The sequence below is a fragment of the Paenibacillus sp. FSL K6-1122 genome (assembly GCF_037977015.1).
Lineage (GTDB): Bacteria > Bacillota > Bacilli > Paenibacillales > Paenibacillaceae > Paenibacillus > Paenibacillus amylolyticus.
On record NZ_CP150272.1, the window covers coordinates 6798151 to 6813949 of the forward strand.

The window sequence follows — 15799 nt, forward strand, 5'->3', positions numbered from 1 at the left end:
TTTGGTTAGTAATCACTTACTATACAATCATGAAGAACAAATCTCATGTGGATAGCAAAAAGAAAGATATCCTACAAGCGGCGATGCGCTTGTTCGCAACCAAAGGCGTTGACGGCATATCCGTCAAAGAGATCGGTGACGCCGCCGGAGTAACCGATGCGGCGATCTACAAACATTTTAAAAACAAAGATGCCGTTGCCCTGGAAGCCTTCACCCAATACTGTGTCGACTATACTGCACTAATTGATGGGTATGTTCGACAGGAAGGTCCGGTGTTGGAACGCTTCAAGCAACTGGTTACCGAGGTTCTCCATCTGCATGATGAAGATCCCTACGGACTGCTGCTGATTTCACAGAATCATGAAATATTCATTGAAGCCGGAAGCAGCGAGGATTACCGTCAGCCATTGGATGCGTTAATGGATCTGATCGATCAGGGAATGATGCGGGGCGAACTGCCTCAGCAGGATTCACGGCTCACAGCCGTGCTGGTGATCGGTGCAATTACACGCATGGCGGTCTCCAGTATGCAAGGTGAGCTACCAGAGCTGTTAGTACCTTATACGGGCGAGACTGTTCACCGACTTGCATCGATGTTGGGGCACTTACCTCAGGAGTAACGATGGAGATGGGATGAAGCTAGAAATGGATTAGCGGTGCGTAGGAAAACGGCGTGAGCAACTACATTGTTTCCGAAGGAAACAACCTTCGTAAACATCCGCTTATTTCGGCTGAATCCCATATTCGATGCAGATGATGCCGCTAGGCATGATTTGTAATCAAAAGCGGAGTCTTTGAACAACTTCTAAAAGAGAATCGTTAGCGTACCATTAGGATATACGAATGGATTACCGGGTCATACGTGACCTTTTCTTTTTGCACATGAGGTTAGTGTTCATTAACTAAAATAGTCAGGACGTGTCATCTTCCATGAAAAAAATATTAATTATTCAAGGCAATCCCGTCTCTCCCAGTTACAACGGCGCACTAGCCGAGGCTTACCGTAAAGGTGCGGTGCAGGCTGGTGCCGACGTCCGCATGATCACCCTGAACGAGCTGGCATTCAACATGAATCTGGAAGGAGGATATCGTAATAAACTTCCACTTGAACCGGATTTGCTACAAGCTCAAGAAGCGATTAAGTGGGCTGAGCATCTTGTATGGGTATTCCCAATCTGGTGGGGAGGACCACCTGCCCTGTTGAAAGGTTTCGTTGACCGAATCTTCATGCCAGGTTACGCCTTCAAGTATCAAAAAGGAAAACCTTTCCCGGATCAATTGCTCAAAGGCCGCACCGCTCGCATGATCACCACGATGGATGGTCCGAGCTGGTACTTCAAATGGTTCCAAGGTGAGCCTGCACATAAAATGATGAAAATCTCCACATTTGCACTGACTGGCATCAAACCTGTGCGGATAACACCTGTAGATCAAGTTGGGAAGAAGTCAGATGAACAGAGAAAGAATTGGTTGGATAAGATCGAACAGCTTGGGCGGAAGATGGGGTAAAAGATTTCTGCAAGAAAGCCTCATGGGAAGTATATACTTCTCTCCAGATTTTCACGTTTTAAGTTAAATCAAAAATCTGTGGATACGCGCAATTTGAAGGTAGTCCTGTAATCCGCGAGTGGCGCAATTGTAATTTTAGTTTAACTTATATCAGAAAGCAGGAATGTGCCTATTCCCAGTTACAAAAAAGGGTTGTCCCCTACATCTTGAACAAGACGTAGGGGACAACCCTTTTAGCATTCATTATGATCTAACGAACCGTAAACACGCTATTAGCGCCATTTCCGATAAGTCTGAGGTTTAACGAATCGTAGACGCGTTATTTCCTCGATCTGTGTATCATTTAATGATTTTAAACTAGTTTGCACCGGAATAACTTCACTGAGGTTCGTTACATTTTGCATTCCACGTTAAATCGCCATTTAACACTGACTCGGTTCGTTAGCGACCTGCACTTAGAGAGACAAATCTGCACTACAGGTCAGCTTGATACGCCAATCGCCCGCCTTTGGAAAGTCGACTTCGCATCAGTAATGCAATGGAAACAACCATGGTTAGCGCCCCAATGAACAGCCATCTACAAATACAAACAACGCATTACCTAAACGAAATACGACCTGATGGATGCTCAGGCAAAATAGCTGTAACCAGCTGCTGCACAGCCGGATGATCAGACTGCATTACCGAATCCCCGGCATCACCGCTATAGACCAACTTCCCCTGATCCATCACGGCAATGCGGTCACAGATCGTCATGGCAGCTCGAATGTCATGTGTGATAAAGAGGTAAGACAACCCATACGATGCTCTGAGCTCCGCCAATAAGGATAGAATTTGCGTCTGGTGCACCATGTCCAGGCTGCTGATCGATTCGTCCAGTACGATTAACTTTGGCTTGAGCGCAATGGCTCGTGCGATGTTAACTCGCTGTAATTGCCCACCGCTGAACTGGTGCGGAAGCTTGCTCCCATCCTCAGGTGTAAGCCCAACCTGCTCAAGCAGTTGTCCGACCATACGAAGTTGTTCTTTTGCCGAAAATCGCTCGTAATTATCCAGTGGCTCACCGATGATCTGCGCGGCAGTCATGAGTGGATTCACAGCCGAATAACAGTCCTGGAACACGACCTGCAGATCGCGCCGTAATCCCTTAAGCACGGGTTTGCTGGATCGATAGATATCCTGACCCTGAAATAAAACCTGACCCTGGCTGGGCTTCTCCAGACCAAGAATGATTTTACCCAAGGTACTTTTACCTGCCCCGCTCGTACCCAGGAGCCCCAGACACACACCCTTTTCGATCGTAAGTGAGATGTCTGCCAGCACAGGAGGACGCGCTCCCGAACGATCCAGCCAGTTGTGTTTGCCATAGCTATGGCTTACTTCACGTACCTGAAGCATCAGGTCACCCTCCTCTTTTGTACTTGGCAGAAGCAATCTCCGAAGAAGCTGAAATTACACATCACCATGTTCATTCCACCCCTACGCCTACCCACTCAAAACAAGTGTATTCCCGCTCTACACATAAACTCACTGAACAATTCAACTCATCTGTCATTCGCTATCGTCCTAAATACATACTGGGTCTGGCATTTAACAACATCCGTGTATACTCATGCTGCGGGTGATCGAACAGTTGGTACACATCCGCCTGCTCCACAATTCGCCCCTTCTGCATGACCGCGACTTCATCCGCCATTTGCGAGATCACGCCCAGATCGTGGGAGATGAGCAAGATGGATGTGCCATACTCCGTACGTAGCCGATCCAATTCCTGAAGCACCTTGAACTGATTCACGACATCCAGTGCCGTCGTTGGTTCATCAGCAATAACCAAAGCCGGTCGCAGGCACATCGATATGGCGATCATCACACGCTGCAACATACCGCCACTCAGTTGGAAGGGATATCGCTTCATCAGTTTAGCTGGTTCGGGTAAGTTCATATCTGCCAAGGCAGCAATGGCCCGCTCCCTGGCAGCTGCTTTGGACATTCCCGTATGCGTACGCAAGGTTTCAATGAATTGAGATCCAATCGTATATACGGGTGTAAAAGCATTCATCGGATTCTGCATAATAAATCCGATGTCCTTGCCGCGGATGCGCCGCATCTCCTCACCTGACAACGAGCCAAGCTCCCGTCCATTCAGGTGGATGCTGCCCGACACTTCCATCCTGCGCGGATCAAGCAGATGGAGCAACGCGTTACATGTAACGGTCTTACCGCTGCCACTCTCACCGACGAGACCGAAGACACGACCTTTTTTTAATTCAAAATCAATGGGCTGCAGTAACGGGACTGAACCCTCCGCTGTTCTTAGATTCACTTGCAGACCACGAACTTCGAGTACCTTCGCTGCATCATCCATCGTTACGTTCACCCCTCATATGCCTTCGATTCCGAACCACTACCTTTTTGCAATGCCATAACGCTCGGATAACGCTTCTCCCAAAATGTTGAACGTAATGACTACGAGCAGAATCAATGCCCCCGGGTAGATCATCAACTCCGGATGACTGCGAATATAACCTGTCCCCTCATGAATCATAGCGCCCCATTCTGCATTCGGTGGTTGAATACCGAGTCCCAGGAAAGACAGAGCAGATATATCCATAATCGCCCACCCCATCTCCAGCGTACCCATCACAACGATCGGACGCTGCACGTTGGGGATGATATGTTTCCGAATAATCGTCCACGAAGAGGAGCCGCTAATCCGCGCCGCTGCGATGAAGTTCCGTTCTTTCAGACTAACGACCATGTTCCGGCAGATACGTGCATAATACACCCACTGTACCATCATGAGTGCTAGAAGCACCTGCATCAAACCTGGACCAAAGATCCCTACAATACCGAGCACCAGCACCAGATTCGGAAACGCCATAATGCCTTCACACAAGCGCATCAAGAGACTGTCCACCCAACCACCAAGGTAACCGGAGATTGAACCTACAATGACACCTATGAGCAAAGATGACAGGAAGATCAGGGTAGCAAATCCAAGCGACACTCTCGCTCCATACATCAGCCTAGTGAGATTGTCGCGTCCCAGATGATCCGTTCCGAGCCAATGCTCAAGCGATGGACTCGCCAGCTTCTGCAACAGATTCACCTTCACCGGGTCATGAGGAGCAATCCATGGGGCTAATAACGCGATCACGAAGAAAAGCAATATGATCACCGAGCAGATCTGGATGGCTCTCTGCCCTTTAAATACCGCACGCCATTTGTTTATCAATGTTCTGCCCGTCCTTTCGCTGAAATCCGTGGGTCCATAACGAGCTGCACCAGATCAACGAGCAGATTGCATACGATGAACAGGCAGGCCGCCAGGAAGACATAACATTGAATAACGGGAATATCCCGATTAAATATCGCATCGACAAAATAACGTCCGAACCCAGGCCAGGAAAACACCTGCTCTACAATAATGGTGCCTGTGAGCAGCTTGCCCATACTCATCCCCATTCCTGTAATAAGGGGCGATATGGCGATTTTCAGGACATGCTTGAGCATAATCACTCTTTCGCGAATCCCGCGTGTTCTCGCATACTGTACATATGTCTCCTGCAATTGCTCCAGTACACTGGAACGTAACAATCGGGTGTAGACCGCAATAAGAATCAAGGAAAGTGTAATCGTAGGCAGAACCAGATTCTCCCACGATCCACGCCCCTCCACAGGTAGCCAGTCCAGCTTCACCGAGAAAAAGAAGATCAGCAGGTAACCGAGCCAGAATTGCGGAATAGATGCTCCTAAATAGGAAATCGCACGACTGACCATGTCAATCCAGCTATTCTTATACACCGCCGCCAGTATTCCCAAGGGAATACTCACCAAAGCCGATAACAATATACTCCAGAAGGCTAGTTCAGCCGTAGCGGGAATCCTTAGTTTCACTTCATCCCATACGGGTTTGTTGGTGAGATATGAGGTGCCAAAGTCGAGCTTGGCAATCTTCTGAATCGTATGCACATACTGGGTTAATAAAGGCTGATCCAGACCGAACTCATGCCGTTTTTGCGCAAGCAGCTCCGGTGTTGGATAGATATGAGCGGCTGTCAGATAAGCCTCGGCCGGATCAACTGGTGAAATATGAATAAGCGCAAAGGTAACGAGTGTAGCGATAAAAACGATAGGAATTATCGCGATCATTCGTTTCCCGATATAACTGATCAACAAACTTCCTCCCTTTTATCAAGCTACATGACCTTGCCAAGGCTTTACCACTCCGAAATTAAAGTAAATACAACTTATTGGTTGCCCAATTCAATGCCTACAAACGGATTCTCATCACGGTTCGCCGGGAAAATAAAGTTGGAAATTTTCTTCTGATATACCGCCGTTTTCTTAACATACGAGATGGGGACAATCGCCGATTGTTCCTGAAGTGTTGTCAGGATAGAGCCATACAGCTCCTGACGTTTCGTCTCATCTGTTGATGATAGTGCGGCATGTACCTGCTCGTCCAGTTCCTTTTTCATCGGCAAGGCACTGAGCGTCTCAGAGATACCAAATCCAGGGCTCGCTACAACGTTAATGAAGGAATGTGGATCATACGGAGCACCATAGTTGTACCAGAAATACAGGTCAAAATCATTGGCTTTCAAACGTTTGATCTGTACCGTCAGTTCTAGCCCAGTGAGGTTTACCTTAACCCCAAGCTCGCTCCATTCCGCCTGAATGGTCTCAGCCATCGCTTTCTGAATCGGGTCCGTCTTGTCAAAAATCATTTCGAATTCAAGCTGTTGTCCGTCTTTCTCACGAACGCTACCATTCGCAGGCATCTTCCAACCCGCTTCATCCAATAAAGCTTTGGATTGTTCCACGTTATATTCGATCGGTTTCAGGTCAACATTGGTGTATGGGTAGTTTTTGGATAGTGCCGTATCTGCCGGTTCTTCCAGACCCAGAGTGATGCCTTCCACCATCGCTTTTTTGTTAAATCCTTGCTGGAGCGCCATCCGTACTCTGAGATCAGACAGCTTCGGATTGGAGGAATTCAGCAGCAGATCTCGCGTACCTACCGGATCAGACAGCTGACTCACATATTTATCGTTGTCACGAAGCTGTTGGAACGCATCCAGACTGATCATACCTTCACCATAGATCAGGTCGAGATCACCTTTTTCAAAAGCAAGCACGCGGGTTTCTGCATCAGGGATGATCTTAACCGTAATCTGATCCACCTTCGGTGCGGTTCCCCAATAATTCGGGTTGCGTTTGAAAACAGCATATTCGTCCTGCTTGTAATCAGCCAGCATCCACGGGCCCGTTCCAACTGGCTCTTTGATGCCTTGGGATGTATCTCCGTCATCCGGGAATCCGGCTTCACCCAGGAAGCGGAAAGGACGAACCACAGACAAATCCTGAAGAACAGGATAGTACGGCTCTGTGAGTGTCATACGGAACGTATGGTCGTCCACAACCTCCGTCTTGTCGAGCACACCTACAATGCCCAGCCAGCTATGTGTATCTTTATTTTTCATTACAGCATCAAAATTCTTTTTCACAATCTCAGCATTAAACGGTGTACCATCTGAGAATTTCACACCTTGGCGAAGCTTAAATGTATATACTTTGCCGTCATCGGAGATGGTCCATGATTCTGCCAGAGCAGGTTCCAGTTTTCCGTCCTTCTGGTAACTGATCAGTGGCTCATAGAGCATCGATTGGGCAAATAATTGCGAAGGATTGTACGTATGCGGATTCATTGTACCGATATCACGTGGCCATGACATCGTAATCGACTTCGTAGATGTTTGATCCGAAGCAGCAGATGAGGATTCATCTCCACTTCCTGTATTGCTGCAACCCACAATAACGAATAACAACAAGAGCATAGTTGCCAACGTGAGGGCCGAAGATTTGCGATGTTGTACAGACATGAATGTTGAACCCCTTTTCTCTATTTTATGATAATGATTATCATATTCATCCATTAAGAATAGGCAGGAGCCCACCTTTTGTCAACAAAATTCGACATGGTATGTGTTGTTACTAAAATAGCCAAAAAAAGCCCTTCCTGTGGGAGGAAGAGCCTCTCGACCTGCATATGAATCACAACTGCAAAAATAAGCTCCATCATAATCTGTTATTCCTTGCTCACAGCATGGAAATCACGAAAGTACATATGCAGATATATCACTGAAATCCATCTTCATACGCCTTCTTGTTTCTCATTTAAACTTCTACAGCGATGCCCTCATAGAACCGACGAATAACCTTCTCCGCGGGCTTACCATACACCCCGTATCCGTCATCGGTCAGCGCATCCTTCTCCGCATGCAGATGTGCGCTCCAATCCCATAGACCGAATCCGCGCACCCAGTCACGCTGACTGACATGCCGGAACATCGCTTCATAGAAACGCTCCTGTTCCTCCGCGCTGACTTCGCCTTCCAGCCCCCAATCGTTTGGTACGTGGGCTAATCCACTGCGGCTGGGACAGCCTGCTTCTGCGAAGAAAAAGGGTTTGCCATAAGGAGCAATCGCCTGCTGGATTCGATCCAGTTGTGCCTCCCAGTCTCCGATGGGATAATACCCACTGGAAGAGATGACATCCACCGCATCCCACCATTTCACATGATCTTCCTGATATTTATCCGTGTTGTATGACACCAGTCCTGTGTACTCTTCACGCACACCGGCGATCACCTCGCGCCACTCTTCATCCCGACGCTCGGATTGCACCATCTCACAACCTACAATGAACATCTCACACTTTTCCTGCTCTGCAATCGCTGCATAATGCTTCTGAAATGCTGTGTAACTGCGGAACCAATCCTTCCACTTCGGCTCACAAGGCACATCGATATCAAAAAAGTTAATGTGTGCACGCCATGTGCCATCGGTACAGTTAACGGTTGGTTTCAGAATGACACGCAGCCCGAGTGTACGGGCATAACGAATCATGTCCACCAGTTCATCATCCTCTACCAGATGTGTACCTCGATACTTGACCTCTACCGCCTGCGGATGATCCTGATGTGCCGCCAGTGCAAAAATAACATGAGAACTGCCTGTACGTTCTGCCATCAGGCGCAAAGATTCTTTGGCTTCCGGCTTACGGAAGTCACCCTTGCCACTCATCCAGCCAAATGTAAATCCCTTGATATAATCCATATGCATTACAGCTTGCCCTCTTCATGATCTCCGGCGATGACTTCATCCGTCTCGATCACATAGTTCACGATCTCTTCGATGGTCGTGTACGCCACGCCCACATACGTATCGGCAGCGCCATAATAGATGGCGATACGTCCGGTATCGGCATCATGCAGTGTTGCACACGGGAAAATGACGTTATCAACGAAGCCTTGTTCTTCGTACCATTTTTCCGGTGTCAGTACAAAGTTGGAGGAACGATATTTCACTTTGGACGGTTCATCCAGATCCAGAATTACCGCACCCATGCTATATACCAATCCGTTACAGGTCCCAGTGACGCCATGGTAGAACATCAGCCAGCCTTCGGACGTTTCGATCGGAGCAGGCCCGCCGCCAATTTTGACCGATTGCCACCAGCCTTGGCCACCTTTGCTCATCACATGACGGTGCTTGCCCCAGTACACAAGATCCGGGCTTTCGCTCAGGAAAATGTCTCCGAATGGCGTATGTCCACTGTCACTTGGTCTGGACAACATCACATAGTTGTCGTTGATTTTGCGCGGGAACAACACGCCATTCCGGTTGAACGGCAGCATTGGATTTTCGAGGCGGACAAATGTTTTGAAGTCATCCGTTTTGGCCAGACCCAGTGCTGCGCCGTAGAAGTCTGTACACCAGATGATGTAATACGTGTCCTCGACTTTGACCAAACGTGGATCGTACGCATAGTTCGGCATAAACGGATCGCCATTTTCATCTACAAATGCAATGCGTTCCTCTTCAATTGTCCACTCCAGACCATCTTCGCTTGCGCCCATGTGAAGGTGTGGACGTCCATTAACGGTTTCGGCGCGGAATACCCCAATGAATTTTCCTTCATACGGTACAACGGCACTGTTAAAAATGCGGGCAACACCTTTGACCGGGTTACGCGGAACCACCGGGTTGGCCGAATGTCTCCATACCGGGCCTTCCGTTCCCTCCGGTTTGTTCTCCCAAGGCATATTCGGCAAAGCATCCCCAACAATGTGTACGTTTTTCGTTTCAGCAACTGACATTTTTCATTCTCCCTTCGGTTAGGCTTTATGAAATGAATACTTAAAATTGCACTAGACCACTTTGATGACAGAACAACCTTCCGATCGCCGTTATCCCCAGATTTTTTTGATCCCCTTATAAAAGGGAAAATCCGGTTATAGCGTATGCTTACGGAGCGAGCTTTCTTTCAGAAAGCTTTTAGCGTCCCCTCCGTTTCTCCAGCTTTTTTCTGTCCTCTTCGTTCCTGTGTATTCTCATATGCATTTCATATAGCCTTTCGTTTTTTTATTTAACTGAGCCTTGCGCGAAGCCATTGTAGATGTACTTCTGTAACAGCAGGAAGATGATCATCGTTGGAATAATGGCGATCATGATGCCGGCGCTGATGACCTCCCACTGCGATCCGAACGGTCCCTTGAATTTGAACAAGGCGGTGGATATGACCTGTAGATCGGTCTTTGGCATGTAGAGGAACGGTGTGTAGAAGTCATTATAGATGTTCACACCCTTCACGATAATGACCGTTACAATGGCCGGTTTCAGCAGTGGCAGAATGATTTTCCAGTAGATCGTGAAGTACGACGCGCCGTCCAGCATGGCGGATTCATCCAGTGCACTTGAGATGGAGCCCAGGAACTGTAGGAAGATATAAACCGCGATGATATCTGTACCCAGGTACATCACGATGGCCGCCCAGCGTGTGTTAAACAGGTCGAGCGCGTTGATGATCTGGAATGTGGCGACCTGCGTTGTAACACTTGGAATCAGGGTAGCGAGCAGGAATGCCGCGACCATAATTTTCTTGCCTTTGAATTTGAACCGATCCAGCACATACGCGATCATGGAACCCGTTAAGGTCGCTCCTATAATAGAGATGATCAGGATAATAATTGTATTTTTGAAACCAACCAGCATGTTGCCATCCACAAAAGCCTTCGCATAGTTCGCGAAGTTCAGCCAGTTGGCTGGCGGGGCAAGCGGGCTGCTGGTAGCGTACTCCGCATTGGTTTTGAGAGATGCAAACAGGATGACCACGATGGGTAACAGTGCGATAAACGCCGCAATAACCAGGGAAGCATATTTAACCACGCTTGCAAGGGTGTATTTGAGTTGTGTCACGTTTATTCCTCCCCTTTCATGGTGACTCGCTGCACAAGCGTAACGAGAATAACGATCATGAGCAGCACCACAGCCATGGCGGATGCCAGTCCCAGCTTGCCGTATTTAAACGCCAAATGAACCGTCTGGATTACAAATGTCATACTGCCGTTGGAACCATCGGTCATGATATATGGAATATCGAACGCACTAATTGCGCCGCTAATCGCCAAGATCAGGTTGAGTTGCAGGATGCGCGTAATACTCGGCAGGATGATGTGGCGGAATTGCTGCCAGCGATTGGCGCCATCAATATCGGATGCTTCATACACATCCTTTGGAATGGAGGAGATTGCACCCAGGAAAATGATAAAGTTGAAGCCCATGTATCTCCATACCGATGCACCTGCGAGTGACACGTTGATAATATTCGGATTACCGAGCCAGAGCTGCGTGTATTGTCCCAGCCCTACAGCATGCATGAGCATATCGAGTGTACCGTCCGGTTTGAAGAAAAAGAGGAAGATAAAACCGATGGCTACCCCATTCAGCAAATAAGGGAAAAACAGTATGCCTTTGAAAAAGTTTTTGCCTCGAACCTTGAAACTCAGAATGGTGGCAAAGTAAAGCGCCAAGCCCATCTGTAAGAACGTAGCCACGAAGTAATACAAGCTGACAATAAATACTTTGAAGTATTCGGGATCACTGAATATGCGCGTGTAGTTCTCAAACCCAACATAATCAAACCTTTTACTGTATCCGTTCCAATCGGTGAAACTGTATTTGAACATGTTGATGACAGGTAAGTATGCAAACGTGAACAGCAACGCCAGCGGAATAATTGAGAAGGCACAGATGATAAATATGCGTTGCGCTGAGTAGCCCCAATTCGAAAGTTTTAAGTACTTCATGCTCTCCACACCTCCAAGCGGTTCTCCCGCCTATATATCGAAAGACTCCCGTCCAATGGAATTCCTGCGGAATAACTGCCGGGGAAGAGCATGGGTACCATGCTTTCAAATACCACATATTCCATACTCCATTCATAAATGGCTTCCTATATCCCCGCAGTCCATTCATCACCTGATCCACTTACGTTAATCCAATTATTTTGTGAGTTCTGCTCTTGCTTTGACCCACTTGTCGTTCAGATCTTTCATGATGTCGTCATACGATTCCTTGCGGTTCCCAATACCTGCTTCGATAATGCGTTTCTTGAAATCAGGCTGCCAGAGACCGATTTCGCCTTCGTTATCAATCTTGTCGACCAGACCTTCCTGACCTTCTTTGGCAGGTGTAAGCGTGGAGAATTTAACGTCTTTATATTGATCCAAAATGGGTGGTAATTCAGCATTCTTGTCTGCATCCATACCGCCACCCTGTTCAACCGCGTAGTTTGATTTCGCCAGGAACCAGTCAATCCAAGCTTTGGCAGCAGGTTTGTTCTCACTGTTCACGTTCATGCCGATGTTATAGTCCGCGGAGAGCGGAACCACAACCTCACTTGCATTCGTAGGGAAAGGAAGGAATCCAATGTCGTCCGGTGTATCCGTCATCCCTTGAATCTGCGTGATGGCCCAAGAGCCCAGTGCCATCGTGGCAATTTTGCCTTTGGCGAGATCCGCTTTGGAGCTTTCCCAGTCGGTTGTTGTTGGATCTTTCTCGATTAGACCGTTCTTGGCTGCATCATAGAGCACTTTATATAGTTCATAGTGCGGCTGACCAGGCACAAAGTTCTCATCTGTATTCGGTTGGTCCACGTTAACGTAATCCACACTGCCTGCAACGGTTGGCAGATCCGATTCCCATTGGGTGAGAGCCCAGCCAGATGCATAGTTGGTGTAGAGCGGAACCGCATCTGTATTGTCTTTGACCAATTGGAGCGCAACCTGGAATTGCTCCGGTGTTTTTGGCAATTCGGTAACGCCTGCGTCTTTGAAGACCTGTTTGTTATAAATGATTCCGGAGAAAGTGATCACGGTAGGGATACCGTAGACCTGACCATCCACCATGCGTTCTTCAATAGCGGTGTATTTGTCTTTCAATTCATCGTACGTGCCGAGTGGCTCGAAAAAGTCCGGGATATCTGCGATCGGAACACTGGTCGGGATCATCAGTACATCACCGTAATCCTTGGTGCTCATACGGATCTTCACTTGTCCTTCGTAGTCGGCCAGTGCCTGGAAATTTACTTTCACATCGGGGTATTCCTTGTTGAACTCTGCTGCGTAGTCTTTGAATACGGTATCAACAATATCTGTACGTTGTGTCAGAACAGTTATTTCACCTTTGATATCTGCCGGATCTGTACTGATCTCCTCCCCTGCCTGCGAAGATCCACCTCCGGATGAACATGCAGCAAGTAGCGAAGTGATGAGCAGCATCGTCAGCAGCATCATCCAACCTTTGTTTTTTCTCAATTGTTTCGACCCCTCTCTTAAGTTAATTAAGTTATCGTTAAGGTTACAAAATGAATTCTATTATGGCAACGCTTACCTGTCAATTAAATTATTTATAACTTAACAAGAAAAATTGCGAAGTAATTCGTTGACATCTATTTTTCAGGGCACTAATATTATTTAATAAAGTTACCGTTAACTTAATTTAATTAGATTGATGCACTATTTTGAAGGAGCGCTCACTTATGAATACAAAAACAACCGAACTTCAATCTGAGATTAAGGAGCATTGGGAGAAGCAGATTTTACCCTTCTGGTCCAACCTTAAAGATACAACCCACGGTGGATTCTACGGCTGGGTTGGCAATGATCTTCAGGTTAATCAACAGGCGCCCAAAGGCGGGATCGCCACGGCACGGCAACTTTGGTCTTTTGCAGCAGCCTATCGGATTACCAGAAACGAAAGATGGCGCGAGCATGCTGAACATGCATACCGTTTTCTCGCTGACCATGTGATGGATACCGAATATGGCGGCATGTACTGGATGGTAGATTACACAGGGGAAGCACTGGATACGAGCAAACATGTGTATACGCAATCATTCGGCGTGTATTCACTCAGTGAGTACTATCGTGCAACTGGGGATGCTTCTGCATTGGAACTTGCGAAAACGCTTTTTTCTCTAATCGAGGACAAAGGTTTGGATGCCGAACTACCTGCGTACAAGGAACAATTTGATCGCACATGGAAGGAACAGCCCAATGAAATGCTGAGCGAAAATGGGGTTATTGCGGACTACACAATGAATACGCATATCCATGTGCTGGAGGCCTACACCACGCTCTATCGCGTGTGGCCAGATCAGCAAGTGAAGGCGGCGCTGGAACTCCTGCTCGGAATTCTATATGAACGGGTGTATGACCAAGACACCAAGTTTCTCGGGGTATTTTTCAACAAACAGTGGGAATCCATCATCGATCTGCGCTCGTTCGGACATGACATTGAAGCCAGCTGGCTAATCGACGAAGCACTGAAAGTTCTGGGGATGGAGCAACATCTGGAGTATGCGGCGATGGTAACAGATATCGCCTATAACATCTCCAATGTAGCCGTGAATGCGGATGGTTCCCTGCTCAATGAACAAGAAGGTGAACATATCGATGAGAAGCGAATCTGGTGGGTTCAGGCCGAGGCGATGGTCGGTTTCTATAATGCATATCAGCGTACAGGTGATCCATTGTTTCTGGAGAGAGTGGAACGCTTGTGGACCTATACAAAAGAAAACATCATTGATCAGCGCTCAGGTGGGGAATGGTACTGGTCGGTTGATGGAAACGGAACACCGGATCAGAGCGAAATTGCCGGACCGTGGAAATGCCCGTATCACAATAGCAGATTCTGTATTGAACTAATGGAGAGGATGGGATCAGAATGATACACCCGAAATACAAGGAGTTACTGGAGAAACAGGAACAGCTGCTTACTCGCCCTAATGAGATCAATTCTTCCTTTTACAACGGCATATATGATCGGTACCAATATCCAGTAATCACTCGCCATCATGTACCGCTGCATTGGAGATTCGATCTGGATGAGACGACAAACCCGCATTTCATGGAACGCCTGGGCATTAACGCTACACTGAACCCAGGAGCCATCTATTTCAATGGCAAATACGTCATGGTCATCCGTACGGAAGGATTGGATCGCAAATCAATCTTTGCGCTCGCCGAGAGCGACAATGGAATTGACGGGTTCCGTTTCACGGGTAAACCATTGGTCTGGGATGATATCGATGCGGATGAAACCAATCAGTATGATATGCGCCTCGTTCAACATGAAGATGGCTGGATCTATGGCATCTATTGCTCGGAACGCAAAGACCCTGAGGCTCCTGCATTTGATACATCCAGCGCAGTTGCACAGGCAGGACTGGTTCGGACACGAGATCTCACAAGCTGGGAACGGTTGCCCAACATCACAACGAATTCCCCTCAACAACGCAATGTCGTATTGCACCCGGAATTCGTGGATGGAAAATATGCCTTCTACACCCGTCCACAGGATGGATTCATCTCAACAGGCAGTGGCGGCGGAATCGCCTTTGGTCTGTGTGAGGATATCTTGAACCCTGTCATTCATGAAGAGACAATTATCGACGAACGGCAATATCATACGGTATATGAGGTCAAAAACGGTCAAGGCCCTGCTCCGCTCAAGACGGATCGTGGCTGGATTCACATTGCTCATGGAGTTCGGAACACCGCAGCAGGCCTGCGTTACGTGTTATACACCTTCGCTACGGATCTGAATGATCCGGCGCGTATTATTGCCAAGCCGGGCGGCCACTTCATTGCTCCTTATGACGATGAGCGGGCAGGCGATGTGTCCAATGTTATTTTCTGCAACGGTGCTGTGGTCAATGAGCAGGAAGAAGTCTTTATCTATTACGCTTCCAGCGATACCCGCTGTCATGTGGCAACAACGACTCTGGAGAAACTGGTCGATTATACGTTCAATACACCGGCTGATCCGTATCGTTCCCTGGACTGTGCCAGCCAGCGGGGTCAGCTGATTGAACAGAATGAGAAGCTTTTACAGAAACAATTAACGTAACATCGGTAGAGCGTCCTCTCAGGGAAACCTG

General features: G+C 47.8%; 14 protein-coding genes. 4 read left to right on the forward strand and 10 right to left on the reverse strand.

Annotated features, from left to right (window positions below):
* Positions 1 to 29 precede the first annotated feature (29 nt).
* Both NSQ20_RS30205 and NSQ20_RS30210 read left to right on the forward strand, forming a co-directional pair.
* Entirely contained in the window at positions 30 to 620 is a 591-nt protein-coding gene (locus NSQ20_RS30205) for a TetR/AcrR family transcriptional regulator (RefSeq protein ID WP_211084683.1), read from the forward strand.
* A 310-nt stretch (positions 621 to 930) separates the two neighbouring features.
* A complete protein-coding gene (locus NSQ20_RS30210; RefSeq protein WP_036671608.1) occupies positions 931 to 1509 on the forward strand; it encodes an NAD(P)H-dependent oxidoreductase in 579 nt (192 codons plus the stop codon).
* 597 nt (positions 1510 to 2106) lie between these two features.
* Here NSQ20_RS30210 and nikE read toward each other — a convergent pair.
* The 10 genes from nikE to NSQ20_RS30260 form a co-directional block, all read right to left on the reverse strand.
* Positions 2107 to 2907, reverse strand: coding sequence for a nickel import ATP-binding protein NikE (nikE, locus tag NSQ20_RS30215; RefSeq protein WP_340031428.1), 801 nt, complete (start codon positions 2905 to 2907; stop codon positions 2107 to 2109).
* A gap of 160 nt (positions 2908 to 3067) precedes the next feature.
* Entirely contained in the window at positions 3068 to 3874 is an 807-nt protein-coding gene (gene nikD, locus NSQ20_RS30220) for a nickel import ATP-binding protein NikD (RefSeq protein ID WP_340031429.1), read from the reverse strand.
* 39 nt (positions 3875 to 3913) lie between these two features.
* Complete coding sequence (gene nikC, locus NSQ20_RS30225; RefSeq protein ID WP_036606611.1) at positions 3914 to 4744, reverse strand: nickel ABC transporter permease subunit NikC; 831 nt, start codon at positions 4742 to 4744, stop codon at positions 3914 to 3916.
* Positions 4741 to 5685, reverse strand: coding sequence for a nickel ABC transporter permease subunit NikB (gene nikB, locus NSQ20_RS30230; RefSeq protein WP_036606609.1), 945 nt, complete (start codon positions 5683 to 5685; stop codon positions 4741 to 4743). The genes nikC and nikB overlap by 4 nt, the downstream gene beginning before the upstream one ends.
* Positions 5686 to 5759: 74 nt before the next feature.
* Positions 5760 to 7394, reverse strand: coding sequence for a nickel ABC transporter substrate-binding protein (gene nikA, locus NSQ20_RS30235; protein WP_076329285.1), 1635 nt, complete (start codon positions 7392 to 7394; stop codon positions 5760 to 5762).
* A 295-nt stretch (positions 7395 to 7689) separates the two neighbouring features.
* Positions 7690 to 8637: a 1,4-beta-xylanase gene (locus NSQ20_RS30240; protein ID WP_218641008.1), complete on the reverse strand. Its 948-nt coding sequence runs from the start codon at positions 8635 to 8637 to the stop codon at positions 7690 to 7692.
* Positions 8637 to 9674, reverse strand: coding sequence for a glycoside hydrolase family 130 protein (locus tag NSQ20_RS30245; protein ID WP_036671614.1), 1038 nt, complete (start codon positions 9672 to 9674; stop codon positions 8637 to 8639). The genes NSQ20_RS30240 and NSQ20_RS30245 overlap by 1 nt, the downstream gene beginning before the upstream one ends.
* 265 nt (positions 9675 to 9939) lie before the next feature.
* Complete coding sequence (locus NSQ20_RS30250) at positions 9940 to 10773, reverse strand: carbohydrate ABC transporter permease (protein WP_036671615.1); 834 nt, start codon at positions 10771 to 10773, stop codon at positions 9940 to 9942.
* Between the two features lie 2 nt (positions 10774 to 10775).
* A complete protein-coding gene (locus NSQ20_RS30255) occupies positions 10776 to 11663 on the reverse strand; it encodes a sugar ABC transporter permease (RefSeq protein WP_036606603.1) in 888 nt (295 codons plus the stop codon).
* 195 nt (positions 11664 to 11858) lie between these two features.
* Entirely contained in the window at positions 11859 to 13172 is a 1314-nt protein-coding gene (locus tag NSQ20_RS30260) for an extracellular solute-binding protein (RefSeq protein WP_036671616.1), read from the reverse strand.
* A gap of 224 nt (positions 13173 to 13396) precedes the next feature.
* On the opposite strand from NSQ20_RS30260, the gene NSQ20_RS30265 reads away from it, so the two are divergent.
* Both NSQ20_RS30265 and NSQ20_RS30270 read left to right on the forward strand, forming a co-directional pair.
* Complete coding sequence (locus tag NSQ20_RS30265; RefSeq protein ID WP_340031430.1) at positions 13397 to 14587, forward strand: AGE family epimerase/isomerase; 1191 nt, start codon at positions 13397 to 13399, stop codon at positions 14585 to 14587.
* Complete coding sequence (locus NSQ20_RS30270) at positions 14584 to 15768, forward strand: glycosidase (RefSeq protein WP_036671619.1); 1185 nt, start codon at positions 14584 to 14586, stop codon at positions 15766 to 15768. The genes NSQ20_RS30265 and NSQ20_RS30270 overlap by 4 nt, the downstream gene beginning before the upstream one ends.
* The last annotated feature ends 31 nt before the right edge of the window (positions 15769 to 15799 follow it).